11 protein-coding genes are annotated in these 12,770 nt (G+C 71.2%); 4 read left to right on the top strand and 7 right to left on the bottom strand.

All coding sequences use genetic code 11. The features are described 5' to 3' along the window. Nucleotides 1–115: 115 nt before the first annotated feature. Complete coding sequence (locus ACG00X_RS20985) at nucleotides 116–823, bottom strand: response regulator transcription factor (RefSeq protein ID WP_394491182.1); 708 nt, start codon at nucleotides 821–823, stop codon at nucleotides 116–118. Beyond that, complete coding sequence (locus tag ACG00X_RS20990; protein WP_394491184.1) at nucleotides 820–2,421, bottom strand: sensor histidine kinase; 1,602 nt, start codon at nucleotides 2,419–2,421, stop codon at nucleotides 820–822. The genes ACG00X_RS20985 and ACG00X_RS20990 overlap by 4 nt, the downstream gene beginning before the upstream one ends. A 177-nt stretch (nucleotides 2,422–2,598) precedes the next feature. Between ACG00X_RS20990 and ACG00X_RS20995 the strand changes: the two genes are divergently transcribed. Together ACG00X_RS20995 and ACG00X_RS21000 are read left to right on the top strand one after the other, a co-directional pair. Then, nucleotides 2,599–3,162 carry a hypothetical protein gene (locus tag ACG00X_RS20995; protein ID WP_394491186.1) on the top strand — a complete coding sequence of 188 codons (564 nt, stop codon included), beginning with the start codon at nucleotides 2,599–2,601 and terminating at the stop codon, nucleotides 3,160–3,162. An 89-nt stretch (nucleotides 3,163–3,251) separates the two neighbouring features. Then, on the top strand, nucleotides 3,252–4,469 hold the full coding sequence (locus tag ACG00X_RS21000) for a 6-phosphofructokinase (protein ID WP_394491188.1): 1,218 nt from the start codon (nucleotides 3,252–3,254) through the stop codon (nucleotides 4,467–4,469). Nucleotides 4,470–4,717: 248 nt separating this feature from the next. Here the strand turns inward: ACG00X_RS21000 and ACG00X_RS21005 are convergent, their stop codons facing one another. From ACG00X_RS21005 to ACG00X_RS21015, 3 genes are read right to left on the bottom strand one after another with little or no spacing between them, the layout of a single operon-like run. Continuing rightward, nucleotides 4,718–6,442, bottom strand: coding sequence for a hypothetical protein (locus ACG00X_RS21005; RefSeq protein ID WP_394491190.1), 1,725 nt, complete (start codon nucleotides 6,440–6,442; stop codon nucleotides 4,718–4,720). A 2-nt stretch (nucleotides 6,443–6,444) separates the two neighbouring features. Then, a complete protein-coding gene (locus ACG00X_RS21010; protein ID WP_394491192.1) occupies nucleotides 6,445–8,157 on the bottom strand; it encodes an Hsp70 family protein in 1,713 nt (570 codons plus the stop codon). A 52-nt stretch (nucleotides 8,158–8,209) separates the two neighbouring features. Next, complete coding sequence (locus ACG00X_RS21015; protein WP_394491194.1) at nucleotides 8,210–8,722, bottom strand: YciI family protein; 513 nt, start codon at nucleotides 8,720–8,722, stop codon at nucleotides 8,210–8,212. A gap of 113 nt (nucleotides 8,723–8,835) precedes the next feature. Between ACG00X_RS21015 and ACG00X_RS21020 the strand changes: the two genes are divergently transcribed. Further along, nucleotides 8,836–9,300 (top strand): hypothetical protein, encoded by a 465-nt coding sequence (locus ACG00X_RS21020; RefSeq protein WP_394491196.1) that lies wholly within the window; start codon nucleotides 8,836–8,838, stop codon nucleotides 9,298–9,300. Between the two features lie 70 nt (nucleotides 9,301–9,370). On the opposite strand, the gene ACG00X_RS21025 is transcribed toward ACG00X_RS21020, so the two are convergent. Further along, nucleotides 9,371–11,311 (bottom strand): M66 family metalloprotease, encoded by a 1,941-nt coding sequence (locus ACG00X_RS21025; RefSeq protein ID WP_394491198.1) that lies wholly within the window; start codon nucleotides 11,309–11,311, stop codon nucleotides 9,371–9,373. Nucleotides 11,312–11,370: 59 nt separating this feature from the next. Here ACG00X_RS21025 and ACG00X_RS21030 point away from each other — a divergent pair, with 59 nt between their 5' ends. Continuing rightward, complete coding sequence (locus ACG00X_RS21030) at nucleotides 11,371–11,568, top strand: hypothetical protein (RefSeq protein WP_394491200.1); 198 nt, start codon at nucleotides 11,371–11,373, stop codon at nucleotides 11,566–11,568. A gap of 258 nt (nucleotides 11,569–11,826) precedes the next feature. Here the strand turns inward: ACG00X_RS21030 and ACG00X_RS21035 are convergent, their stop codons facing one another. Beyond that, a complete protein-coding gene (locus ACG00X_RS21035) occupies nucleotides 11,827–12,681 on the bottom strand; it encodes an SMP-30/gluconolactonase/LRE family protein (protein WP_394491202.1) in 855 nt (284 codons plus the stop codon). Nucleotides 12,682–12,770: the final 89 nt, after the last annotated feature.

The raw sequence follows: 12,770 nt of genomic DNA on the forward strand, positions 1-12,770 counted from the left end.
TGTCCGGCCTCAGCCCCCGAGGGGACGGCGATGCTCGCAGCATTGAGCTGCTCGCACATCGCCCGACGGGCCGGCTTGGGGCGGCCCGGCGCTCGGCCCGAATGCAACGGCTGGCTTAGCCCGCCGGCGCCTCCAGCCGGTAGCCCATGCCGCGCACCGTGTGGATCAGCGGCCTCGGGTGGCCATCGTCGATCTTGGCGCGCAGTCGGCGGATGAACACGTCCACCACGTTGGTGAGCGGGTCCTCGTGCGTGCCCCAGACCGTGGACAGGATGCGTTCGCGGCTGAACAGGCGGCCCGGTGCGCTCATCAGCAGCTCCAACAATGCCAGCTCCCGCGCGGTCAGCGTCAGCGCCTGGCCATTGCGGCTGGCACGCATCTGCGTGCGGTCGAAGACGAGATCGTCCACCACCAGCTGTGCCGCGCGCACCGGCCCCAGCCCGCGGCCGCGCCGCGCCAACGCCTCGATGCGGGCCAGCAGCTCCTCGAACTCGAAGGGCTTGACGAGATAGTCGTCTGCGCCGGTGCGCAGCCCCGTCACGCGGTCCTCCAGCGAGCCCAGGGCCGTCAGCATCAGGATCGGCAGCCCCACGCCGGCGGCGCGCAGCGTCTGGCAGACCTCCAGGCCGTTCATGCCCGGCAGCATCAGGTCCAGCAACATCAGCGCGTCTTCGGCATCGGGGCCCCGGCCCCAGGCATCCTGGGCGGCCGCCAGCGCTTGCGGCCCGGTGCTCGCCAACTGCACGTGATAGCCCTCGGCCCGCAGGCCGCGTTCCAGGAACGCGGCGATGCGGGCATCGTCCTCGGCGACGATGAGCTTCATGCGGGCGCCCCGGCGCAAAGCGGCAGCGTGACGGTGGCCACCGTGCCGCCACCCGGGCGCGGCGCCAGGCGGATGCTGCCGTCATGGCCACGCGCGAGCGCCTGGGCGATGGCCAGGCCCAGGCCGCTGCCGTCGGCGCGGTGACGGCGAGCCCGCTCGCTGCGCCAGCGGTGTTCGAACACGCGGTCCAGATCCTCGGGCGCCAGCCCGATGCCTTCATCCTCGATGCGGATCTCCGCGCAGCCCGGCGCGTCGCCCGTGACGCGCACGCTCACCCGCACCGTGCCCTGCGGGTGCGAGTAGCGCACGGCGTTGTCCATCAGCACCATCAGCAACTGCCGCAGGCGCTGCGCGTCGCCACGCAGCGGCAGCGCGCGGGCCGGCATGTCCGGTGCGGGCAGCGCCACGCCGTGGGCTGCCGCGAGGGCCTGGGCCTGCTCGACGGCCTGGCCGAGCGGCGAGGCCAGGTCGATCAGCACGCGGCGGATGTCCACCGCCTCGATGTCGCTGCGTGCCACGGTCAGCAGGTCGTCGATGACGTGGCCCAGCTGCCCGGCCGTGTCGGCGATGCGGCGCAACGCGCCCTGGTATTCGTCCACCGGCTTGTCACGGCCGCGCAGCGTCACCTCGGCCTCGCCGCGGATGACGGTGGTGGGCGTGCGCAGCTCGTGGCTGATGTCGGCGAACAGCCGCCGCCGCCGTTCCTCCGCCGCCTGCAGTGCCTGCAGGGCCTGGCTGAGCTCCTGGGTGCGCTCGGCCACCTGCTGTTCCAGCTCCTGGCGCCGTCGGGCGTCGCGCTCGCGGTGGGCTGACAGCTCGGCCGCCATGTCGTTGACGCCGCCGGCCAGCAGCGCGAACTCGTCGTGCCCCTGCAGCGGAATGCGGTGCTCCAGCCGGCCCTGCTGCAGGGCCAGCGCCGCGTCCTGCAGCGCCGCCAGCGGCCGGCGCAGCGCCCGCGCGAAGTGCAGCGCCATCCCCAGCGCCAGCAGGCCCAGCGTGGCGGCGGCGGCGATCCACAACGCGCGCATGTGGGCCATGGCGCGGTCGGTGTCGTCGCGCTTCTCGCGCACGGCCTCGTCCTCGCGGGCCACGCTCTCGGCCAGCAGCAGCCGCAGGTCGCGGCCCTGGGCCATGTCGAAATGCTCGTTGGCTGTTGCCCACATCGCGGCCGGGCTGCCAACGGGGCCCGGCACGGGCAGCGTGCTCAGCTGCGGCACGAGGATCTCCAGGCTTCGGCGCAGCACGGCCAGTGCGTCGCGCCGCTGCAGTTGCCGCTCGCGGGCGCGAGGGCGGTCGTCCAGCACGATGGCGCGCGTGGCCAGCGCGTCCAGCGCATCCAGCCGGCCGCGCATCGACACGGCCAGCGCCTGCAGTTCCGACAGCTCCGCGCCGGCACCGAATTCGCGCTGCGCGGCCCACGCGCGCATGCGCTGCTTGTCGGCGACGAGCTGCGCGAAGCCCAGCTGGATGTCCGCCGCCACGCGCCCGCGCAGCACCTGATGCTCCGCCACGCGCACTGACCACAGCGCCAGCGCACATTGCGCCAGCGCCGCTGCGGCCAGGAAGACCAGGGCCCAGGTGAGGCGGCGTCCGAACATGGGCGGCATTGTGGCCGGCGGCCTGGCGGCCGTGCATGAACGGCAGATGAACGACGCATGCGGGCACGTTCATGACCGCGTCAGGCAGCGCTCATGCGCAGGCCACGGTCGGTTCATGGCCGCGGGGCTCAATGGCGGCACGGCGCAAGCCGCGCCGCCCACTGAAGGAGTGTTTCGATGAAGAAGTCGCTGTCCCGGATCTGCCTCCCCGCCGTGCTGTTGGCGGCCGCGTTGCCCGCCGTGGCCGATGTGCCGGTCGCCAACCGCGCCATCACGCAGGCCGAGGTGCTGGCCGCGCAGCAGGGCTGGTGCCAGGCGTTGCTGGACATTGGTGCCGCCCACGCCCAAGGTGGTCGGGCCGCCGCGAAGGCGCTGGCCGAGAAGGTGATCGACACCGCCTACGGCTACCAGCTCGGCCCGGTGCTCTTCAAGCCCACGCTCACCGTCGCGCCGCAGACCTTCCGCACGACCAAGGCTGGCGCACTGGCCTACTTTGTCGGCGGCGACCCGGCGTTCCCGAAGGACGAGGGCTTCGCGCTCAAGGGCTGGACGCGCTGCGAGATCAGCAACAGCGCGCTCTTCATCGCCGGTGACTCCGCCAGCACGCAGGGCAACGTCAGCTTCACCGGCAAGGATGGCAAGGTCACGACGGTGGACAAGACCTGGAGCTATGTGAAGGACGACGCCGGCCGGCTGCGCATCGTCGTGCACCATTCCTCGCTGCCCAACACGCCTCGCTGAGGCCGCCAACCGCTCCCAAATACGCATTCCTTGCGCGCGCGCCGCGCTCCTAAACTCCGCCGTCCGTTGACGACAAGTCAGGAGCGCCCATGAGTCTCGCGAAGATCCTCGTCGCCCAGGGCGGCGGCCCCACCGCCGTCATCAACCAGAGCCTCGTGGGCGTCGTGCTCGAGGCGCGGCGGCAGGCCGGCGTGGGCAAGGTCTACGGCGCGCGCCACGGCGTGCGCGGCATCGTCAACGAGGACTTCGTCGACCTCACGCAGGAGACCAGCCACAACCTGGAGCTGGTGGCCGGTACGCCGTCGTCCGCGCTGGGCTCCACGCGCGACAAGCCCGACGCGGCCTACTGCCACGAGATCTTCACCGTGCTGCAGGCACATGGCATCACGCACTTCTTCTACATCGGTGGCAACGACTCGTCGGACACCGTGCGCATCGTGTCCGAAGAGGCGCAGGCCGCGGGCTACCCGCTGCGCTGCCTCCACATCCCCAAGACCATCGACAACGACCTCGTCGGCAACGACCACACGCCCGGCTTCGCGTCCGCCGCGCGCTTCGTCGCCCAGGCCTTTGCCGGCGCCAACCTCGACAACGCGGCCTTGCCGGGCGTCTACGTCGGCGTCGTCATGGGTCGCCACGCGGGCTTCCTGACTGCGGCCGCCGCCCTGGGCAAGAAGTTCGATGACGACGGCCCGCACCTCATCTACCTGCCCGAACGCGCCTTCGACACGGGGCAGTTCCTGCGCGACGTGAAGGCCATGCATGAGCGCTATGGCCGCTGCGTCATCGCTGTCAGCGAGGGCATCCACGACGCAGCCGGCACGCCCATGCTGTCCAAACTCGCCGGTGAGCTGGAGCGCGACGCGCACGGCAACGTGCAGCTCAGCGGCACCGGCGCGCTGGCCGATCTGCTGTGCGAGGAGATCAAGACCCGCTTAAGCATCAAGCGCGTGCGCGGCGATACCTTCGGCTATTTGCAGCGCAGCTTCCTCGGCTGCGTGAGCGACGTGGATGCGCGCGAGGCCCGAGAGGTCGGTGAGAAGGCCGTGCAATACGCCTTCCACGGCGACCGTGACGGCTCGGTCGCCATCAAGCGCGTGGGCTATTACTCGGTCGACTACGAGCTGCTGCCGCTGGCCGCCGTGGCGGGCAAGACGCGCACGATGGAGAGCCACTTCATCAATGACGCCGGCACCGATGTGACCGATGCCTTCCGCCTCTACCTGCGGCCGCTGCTGGGGTCGGGCATGCCGGATGCGTTCCGGCTGCGCCCGAACCCGGTGGAGAAGGTGCTCAGGCGCGGCTGAGGCTTCGCCCGGATATGTCGCGAGGCCGGCCCCCGCCGACCTGCAACACCGATGAACACGGCGATCTCGCCGTTCAAGCTGATATCCACTTTGGCTTCACGGGCCTACGCGGGCTTGCGCGGCGCCAGGCTTGTCGGCTGCACCTCAACTCCTCGCCAATGCCTGCGGGCATTGGCTGCGGCCGTCTCGGCGCATCCCCCGGCGCCTGGCATCCACGCAATTCCCGCGTACCTCGCGACATATCCGGGCTAGGGCGCGTCGGCGGAATCGGCCGGGGCGGGCGGCGCGGGCAAGAGCCGCAGGCCGAGCGCATCGGCCTGTGTCTGCAGCCAGCCCACGGCGAGGATGCCGAGCACCCAGCACATGAACAGGCTCAGCGGGCGCACCTGGCCGTCCACCAGCGTGGCGTAGGCCATGGCCACGGCCAGCGGCGCCAGGGCGGTGACGTAAGTCCATCGATCCGCCAGCACCAGCGTGTTGAGCACGGGGCGGAGGAACCACTGCACGGGCGCCGGGGCGGCCTGGCCAAAGCGGTCTTCATGCACGGCGGCCCCCGCCAGCAGCCAGGCCGCAGCGATGAAGTAGGCGCCCGTCGGTGGCAGCCAGGCGTCCAGCCATCGCATGGCCAGGAATGCGGTGATCGGGAACAGCCCGGCCACGACGTAGCGGCTCATGCCGCCGCGCGGGCGGGCCATCGCGAGGCCGCACAGGGCGAAGCCCCAGGTGGCGTACTCGACGATCCGCCGGGGCACGAAGGGCAGCCATTCCCGCACGGCGCTGACGCTGGCCTGGGCGTCCACGCCGGTCAGCCACGCGGCGAACAGCAGCCACATGATGCCCAGCCCCAGCGCGCCGACATCGCGTGTCCACTCGGGCAGCAGATGCGACCAACGCCTGGCCGACGGATTGATGGCCTGCAGTTGCACGCCCAGCAACGTGCCGCCCAGCAGGCCCAGCACGAGCAGCAACGCCGTGAGGGCGAGCCACACCAGCGTGTGCCCGATGACCACGACCGGGTTGCTGAACACGAGCCCGGCGCAGCTGCCGTAGATCAGTGCTGCGGCACCCGTGCGCCACCACAGGCCGCGCTTCACGGCGTCGCGCAGCCAGCGCTGTGCCTCCAGATCCAGCCCCAGCACTTGCAGCCATTGCACGCCGAGCATCGACTGGCTGCGGCCGAAGACCGGCTGCAGCAGGAACAGCCACCACTGCAGCTTCAGCCAGCCGACGCCGGCCAGCCGCGCCGCCTGCAGCCGCACCAGCGGGTCGCCCACGGCACGCACGGCCGGGTCCACGGGCCGCGGCCGCAGGCGTTCGTTCAGCGCCTGCACCAGCGCCGGGCCCAGCAGCCGTTCGCTGCGGAAGTCGTGCAGCCAGCCGAAGTAGCTGTCCAGTGTTTTCAGGAAGTCGTTGGGCAAGGTGGGAAGCCCGAGCGCCCATTGCGCGAAGGCGGCCGAGAACTCGGCCTGCCGGCTCAGCGGCTGCTGATCCAGCTCGCCGCGGGTGCGTGCCCAGGCCTCGCGCAATGCCGCCTCGCCCGCCAGGCTCCAGCGACGTTCCAGCGCTGCGGTCAGCTGCTGAGGCTGCACCTCGGGTGCCGGCGTGGCGTCGGCCGCCATTGGCGGCGAGGCCGGCGGCGCGGGCGTTGCCTGCTGTGGCTGCGGGGGTGTCGGTGTTGGCGGCATCGACGGCGTGACGGGCTGATCGAGCGTCAAGGGTTCAGCCGGTGTTGGCGGCGTGGCCTCCACGACGGGGGGCGGCGCGACCACGGGCTCCGGCGCCGGCATCGCGGCTTGCTGTTGCTGCCACTTCAGCCACTGCTGCACGCGCTCGTAGGCGCCGCGCAGCGCCTGGTAGGCGTCGGCATCATCATCCGGCCGCGTCGTCTTCAGCTTCAGCGCATAGGCCTTCTTGATCGCCGCCAGCTCGGTGGTCGGCGCAATACCCAGCAGCGCCCAGTCCGCGTTTTCCATCCTCAGAACCTGAACGTGTTGTCGATGCTGTCCAGCGCTTCCTTGAACTGCTGGCGGGCCTGGCGGATGGCGCGGGCGTCCTGGGTCTGCAGCACGGCCTCGAATTGGGCCAGCCAGTCCTGCAGCATGACGCGGTCGTTGCCCAGGCGGTCTTCGAACAGGCGCTTGGCGCGTTCGATCAGGTAGCGGTTGTCCTGCTCGTCGCGCGGGTGGCGCTTGAGCGCCTGCAGGCGTTCGCGCGTGGCGGCGATTTCGGCCGGGCTCAGCCGCGCGCCCTGGCTTTCGATGACGAGCTCGTGGCGCTCGCCGCCCGGCAGCTCGCGCGCCTCGACTTCCAGCAGCCCGTTGGCGTCGTAGGTGAAGCGCACCTCCACGCCGGCCTGGCCGGCCGGGGCCGGCGTGACGGGGATCTCCAGTTTGCCGAGGTTCAGGTTCTCCGAGCCCACCGGCGACTCGCCCTGGCGCACGTCGATGAGGATCTGCTTCTGGCCGTCGACCACCGTGTGATAGCTCTCCACGCGAGACACCGGCACGGGCGTGTTGCGCTCGATGATGGGCGAGAAGCGGTCGCTGACCATGCGGTCGCCCACCTGCGAGGCGGCGATGATGCCCAGCGAATAGGGCATCACGTCGGTCAGCACCACGTCGTCCAGCGCCGCGTCGCGGGCCTTCAGGCCGGCCTGCACGGCCGCACCCATCGCGATGGCGAGGTCGGGGTCGAGGTTGCGCAGCGGCAGGCGCTGGAAGAGGCGGGTGACGAGCTGGCGCACCATGGGCATGCGTGTCGCGCCGCCGACGAGCACGACTTCGGCCAGGCCTGCGGGGTTCAGCTGCGCGTCGGCCAGCGCGCGCTCGATGGGGCGCCGCAGGCGCTGCAGCAGCTCGGCGCTGGCGGCCTCGAAATCGGCGCGCGTCAGTGTGGCGGTCAGCTCGCGATCGCGCCAGACGGTGCGCAGCTCGGCGCTGTCGCGCTCGCCGAGGTCGCGCTTGGCCTGCTCGGCCAGCCGCCACCAGGTCTCGCTGGCCAGCCAGGCCTCGCGCTCCTCGCCGCTCAGGCCCTGGGCCTGCTTCGCGAACAGCGCAGCGATGGCGCGGCTGAAGTCCTCGCCGCCCAGCCGCGTGTCGCCGGCACTGGCGCGCACCTCCACCACGCCCTCGAAATACTCCAGCACCGACACGTCGAAGGTGCCGCCGCCCAGGTCGAAGACGAGGAAGCTGCTGTGCTCGGGCCGCTGCTGCAGGCCGTAGGCCAGCCCGGCGGCGGTGGGTTCGTTCAGCAGCCGCTCGACCTTGAGCCCGGCGATCTCGCCGGCCGTGCGTGTGGCGCGGCGCTGGGCTTCGTTGAAATAGGCCGGCACGGTGATAACGGCCTCGGTGATCGGCGTGCCGAGAAAGGCCTCGGCATCGGCCTTCAGGGCTTGCAGCACGAGGGCCGACAGCTCCTCGGCGCGTAGCTCCTTCACGTGCGGCCCGGTGCGCAGCGTGATCTTGCGCTCGCTGCCCATCCAGCGCTTGAAGGCCAGTGCGGTGGACTGGGCATGCAGGCCGGCCCGCTCACGTGCGGCCAGGCCCACCAGCGTGTGGCCCTGCTCGTCCAGGCTGACGGCCGACGGCGTCAGGTAGTCCCCGTGGGCGTTGGGGATGAGCACGGGCGCGCCGTCGCGAAAAATGGCCGCCGCGCTGTGCGTGGTGCCCAGGTCGATGCCCAGGATCATGTGTACGAATCTCCCATGAAAACGGGCGCAGCTTAGCCGCTTCCCAGCGGTGTCACGGTTTGGGTTTCACGAGCCTGGCATGCCACTCGTTGACCCCCATCAGCGCCGCCGAGCCGAAATGCTGGTGCAGCTCGGCCACCATCTCGCCGTTGATGAGCACGGGGTCGGCGCCGATGGCCTTGCGCACGAGGTCGGCGTCGGTGGTGGCGAAGATGAACAGGCCGCGCAGGTCTTGCGCGCCGTCCAGCGGGCCGGCGTAGACGAGCAGCCCTTCCTTGGCCAGGCGCTGCATGTTGGCGAAGTGGCCCTTGAACATCTCGTCGCGGGCCGGGCCGTCGGGTGTGCGCTGCGGGCCGGTCTTCAGCAGCACGAGGATGTAGGGGCGCAGCCCGTTGTCGTTGGCGCCCCAGGCCTGGGCGCGGGCGGCGTCATAGGCATTGGCGCTCATGCCGGCAGCCGCCGCCGGCGCGGACGCTGGTGTGGACGCGGGCGTGGGGAGGGCGTCCTGGGCGTGGGCGGGCAGGGCGGCCCAGGCCAGGGCGAGCAGGCAGACGGCGAGTTTCATGTGACAGCGCGCAGGTGAGGTGTTGGCATGGGAGCGCAGCGGGGTCCTACGACACGGGACTGTCATCGGGCCTGCAAATGCGCTTGACATCATCGTCAGGCCGAGGAGTCGAGATGTCCAGAACCGCCGTTGCCGCCCCTGCAAAAACCGAGGCCGCGCGCCAGCTGCTGGCTGGCCCGCGGGGCACGTTGCCCGTGCCGCTGCGCATGTTGTTGATCAATGTCGATGGGCGGCGCGATGAGCCCGCGCTGCTGGACATCGCGCGCTCGCTGGGCCTGGACGATCAGGCGCTGCAGACGCTGCGGGACGCCGGCCTCGTCACCGCGCGGCCTGCGCGGCAGGTGGACCCCAGCGCACGGCAGCGCCGGCTGATGCGGGCGAAGATGTTCGCGCTGGACCTGGCGGCCCGCATGCTGGCCGGGCGCGATGCCGAACTGAGGGACAGCGCCCGTCTGGTGGACTGCGAGGCCAGCTTTCTGGTGTGGCTGGCCGATGCCTGCGCCCACATCGAGGCCGTGGCCAGTGCCGAGCGCGCCCAGGTGTTTCGCGAACGGGTGGTGGCGGCGGCCGGCGGTTGAGGCCAGGGCCGGCTGCGGCCGGGGGCATGCCGCTGGGGCTTCACGGCGTGGCGGCCTTGCGGGTGGGGCGTCAACGCGGCGCCGTCCATGAAGCCGCCACACGGGCGCTGCTGTAGACATTGGCGGCGGTGATGTTGTTGGCGGCGAGGTTGACGTCGCAGCCGCGTTCGCTGGCCGCCGAGTTGCGAGAGCACAGCGGCCGGTGCAGCAGCTCGATGCGGTCGATCGCGCGGCCGTCGTCAGGCAGGTTCACGGCCCAGGTCGTGAAGCCCTCCATCGGGTCGGTCGTCGCCTTGGCCTCGCCGGGCATCGCCACCATGCGTTGGCTGCCGTCGCGGTAGAGCACGCGCAAATGCAGGTCATAGCCCCACCAGAAGGTATCGCCGCTGACGCTGCGTTTGATGGCGTCGAGCTGCTCGGGCTGGCTCGGGTCCCACAGGCGCATGAGATGGCCGCGGGTGGCCTGGGCGGCATAGATGGTGCTGGTCGCGTCGTTGGTGGCGTCGAAGGTGCCGAAGACGGTGACGACCGGCACGTCGAACTGCTGCGGATAGCGGAAGTCGTGGTACTGCTCGTAGCGTTGGCCGGCCGGTGCGGTGGGCGGCGCAGCGAGGAAGCCGGTGTCGCCGCCCGGCGGCCGCAGCAGCTGCTCGTAGGCGGCGGTCGCGGCGGACCAGCGGTGCAGCGTCCATTGACCACTGCTGCTGATGCGCATCTGCGTGCGCCCGTCCGCGGCGGGTAGCTGGTAACGCGTGGCCTGCGGGGTGTCGGCACTGCTGCCGGCCAGCAGCCGGCTGTAGTAAGGCACCGTGCCGCTGGTGGCCGTGGCACCGTTGAAGTAGCGCAGCAGCTTGGCGCTGGCGGCGTCGGAGAAGTGGTCGAAGCGGCGGCCGGAGCGCACGGTGTTGCAGCCGCGCTGCATCGGGTCTTGCTGCTCGCGGTTCGTGGTGGCGCAGACGGGTGAGACGGGCGTGAAGTCCTGGGCGTCCAGCGCCCAGGTGCGGCCGAAGCCACCGCCCTGCGGCTGGCCGTCGTCGCGGGTGGTTTCGCCGGCGTAGGGGTGCATCAGGCCGGTGGCGCCGGTCTGCCGGGTGCCGGTCACGTCGCCCAGGTGGGGCAGCCCCATGGCGTGGCCCATCTCGTGGTTGAAGATGAGGCCGAAATCGTCGCCCGAGCCATGGTTGCCGCCGCCGAGGCCGCCGCCCACGCCGCTGTTCATGCCGTGGTTGGCGTACCAGAGGGCGGTGTCGTCCATGCCGTTGGCGCGCTGCAGTGCGGCGACGAGGTTGAGCGTGGCGTCCAGCACCGAGAAGCCGCTGTAGGTGGCGCAGCGGGCGGCCTGCTGGTCTGCCGTGGTGCAGTGGGGCTTGACGCTGGCCCATTGCGCGGCGGTCGACTGCACGCCGCCGGTGGGGGTGGGCGAGTCGGTGCGGGGCGCGATGACGAGGCGCGGCAGCGAGAGGTTGAAAGGCGTCGTCGCGACGCGCAGCGTGCTGATGGGCAGCTTGCTGCCGAACTCGGCCGGCGCCTCACCCAGTGGGCGCGGCTGGGTGTCGCCGAACAGCAGCGTCGGCACGACGACCAGCGTCAGGTCAGGGCTGGAGCCCACCTTCAACTCGGCGGCCGTGCGCTGTGCGCTGGCGCCCCCGTCGAGATCCAGCCGCAGCGCCAGCCCCGCGCGCAGCCAGGTGGCGGGCAGTGTGAGGGTGTAGCTGCGGGTGAGGTCCTGCGTCAGCGGCTGGCTGCGCAGGTCGTTGCTGGCGGGCAGCGTGGCGGGCGCGCGCAGGCACAGTGTCTGGCGGCTGCCGTCGGGCCAGCTGGCCGTGACGCGGCCGGTCGGCGCGGCGCCGGACGCGGCGCTCACGTCCAGTTTCAACAGCGTGGCGCGGTTCTCCACGAGAAAGAAGAACGGCCAGCCCGTTTCCATCAAATGGGTCTGGCCGAGCCAGACACGGTCGATGCGCGCCGCGCCGTTGGACACGCCGCTGTCCGGGCAGGTGCCGCCAAGCACCGGCGAGCTCCAGGTGATGGTCTGCGGGGCGAAGCTGGCCGAGGGGGGCGTGGGCGCTGGTGCAGGTGCAGGTGCAGGTGCAGGTGCAGGTGCAGGTGCAGGTGCAGGTGCAGGTGCAGGTGCAGGTGCAGGTGCAGGTGCAGGTGCAGGTGCAGGAGACGGAGCTGGCGCTGGCGCTGGCGCTGGCGAGGGTGCCGGCGCCGATGCGCCCGGTCCTGGCGCCGGGGTCGTGCCTGTGCCGCCGCCGCAGGCGGTGAGCAGCGCGGCCAGGCCCAGGCAGACGCCTGAGCGCCCGACGTTGACCTTGTGCTCCAAGCTTGGCTCCCCGGTTGCTTTCGTGGCGAGCGATGTTCGCCGCGCCTCGCCATCCCGGGCGTAGCCGGGGCGCGTCAGTCGTGACGAGGCGTTTCTGCTCGCCGGCGCGATGTCTCGCTCACCGCGTCGTCAGCCCGAAGTGGCCCGCGCCTGAACGCCGCCGAAGCGTCACCTGGGGGCGTTCGCGTCGGCGCTGCAGGTCAGTACGGGTAGCCCGGGATCGCGAGGTCCACCTTGTAGACCCCCCGGGCATTGCCGCTGCCCATCGCGGTGATGAACAAGGTCTTGCGGTCGCTTCCGCCGAAAGCCACGTTCGTGACCGAGCCCGCGCCGCTGGGCATGCGGATGCGGCCAATCTCCTTGCCTTCGGGGCTGAGGACGATCACGTCGGTGGAGGTGACATACAGGTTGCCAGCGCAGTCCACCACCATGCCGTCGCCGCTGGAGACGATACCGGCGCCGAAATGCTCGGCCGTGCCGACCGAGCCGTCGGCGGCCACGGCGTACTTGAACACCCCGTCCTGGGCCGTGAGGTAGAGCGTCTTCTCGTCAGGCGACAGCGTGATGCCGTTGGGGTTGCTTCGATTGGCGTCGACCAGCACCGCCGTGCTGCTGCCCGGCGCGACCCGGTAGACACTCGTGCGCGACTGCGGGTTGGGCGAGGCGGCCTGCCAGTTCGGGTCGGTGAAGTAGAGCGTGCCGTCGCTGCGGAAGGTGAGGTCGTTGGGTGAGTTGAAGCGGGCGCCGTTGTAGCCGTTGACCACCACGGTCTCGGTGCCGCCGGGCAGCGCAAACCGCACGATGCCGCCGATCTTGTGGCTGGCGCCGTAGAGGCGGCCGGCCTTGTCCACCGCCAGGCCGTTGGTGCCGGCCGTGGCCGCCAGCACCGTGCCGGTGCCGCTGCTGTCGATCTTCAGGATGCGGCTGGGCGGCGGGTTGTTGCCGGGGCCGAACTCGCTGACATAGAGCGACCCGGACAACCACACCGCGCCCTCGACATTGCCGAACTGGGTCTGGTAGTTGTCCTTGGGCAGCGCGTTGTCCAGGCGGGTCACCGTGACCGTGCTGGGTAGCGGCTTGCTGGCATAAGGGCCGGCGGGGCAAATGGCGTCGGTGGGGGCTGGCGCAGGAGCCGGCGTTGGCG

Origin of the sequence: Pelomonas nitida, from assembly GCF_043555975.1 — a bacterium.
Taxonomy (GTDB): domain Bacteria; phylum Pseudomonadota; class Gammaproteobacteria; order Burkholderiales; family Burkholderiaceae_C; genus Pelomonas; species Pelomonas nitida.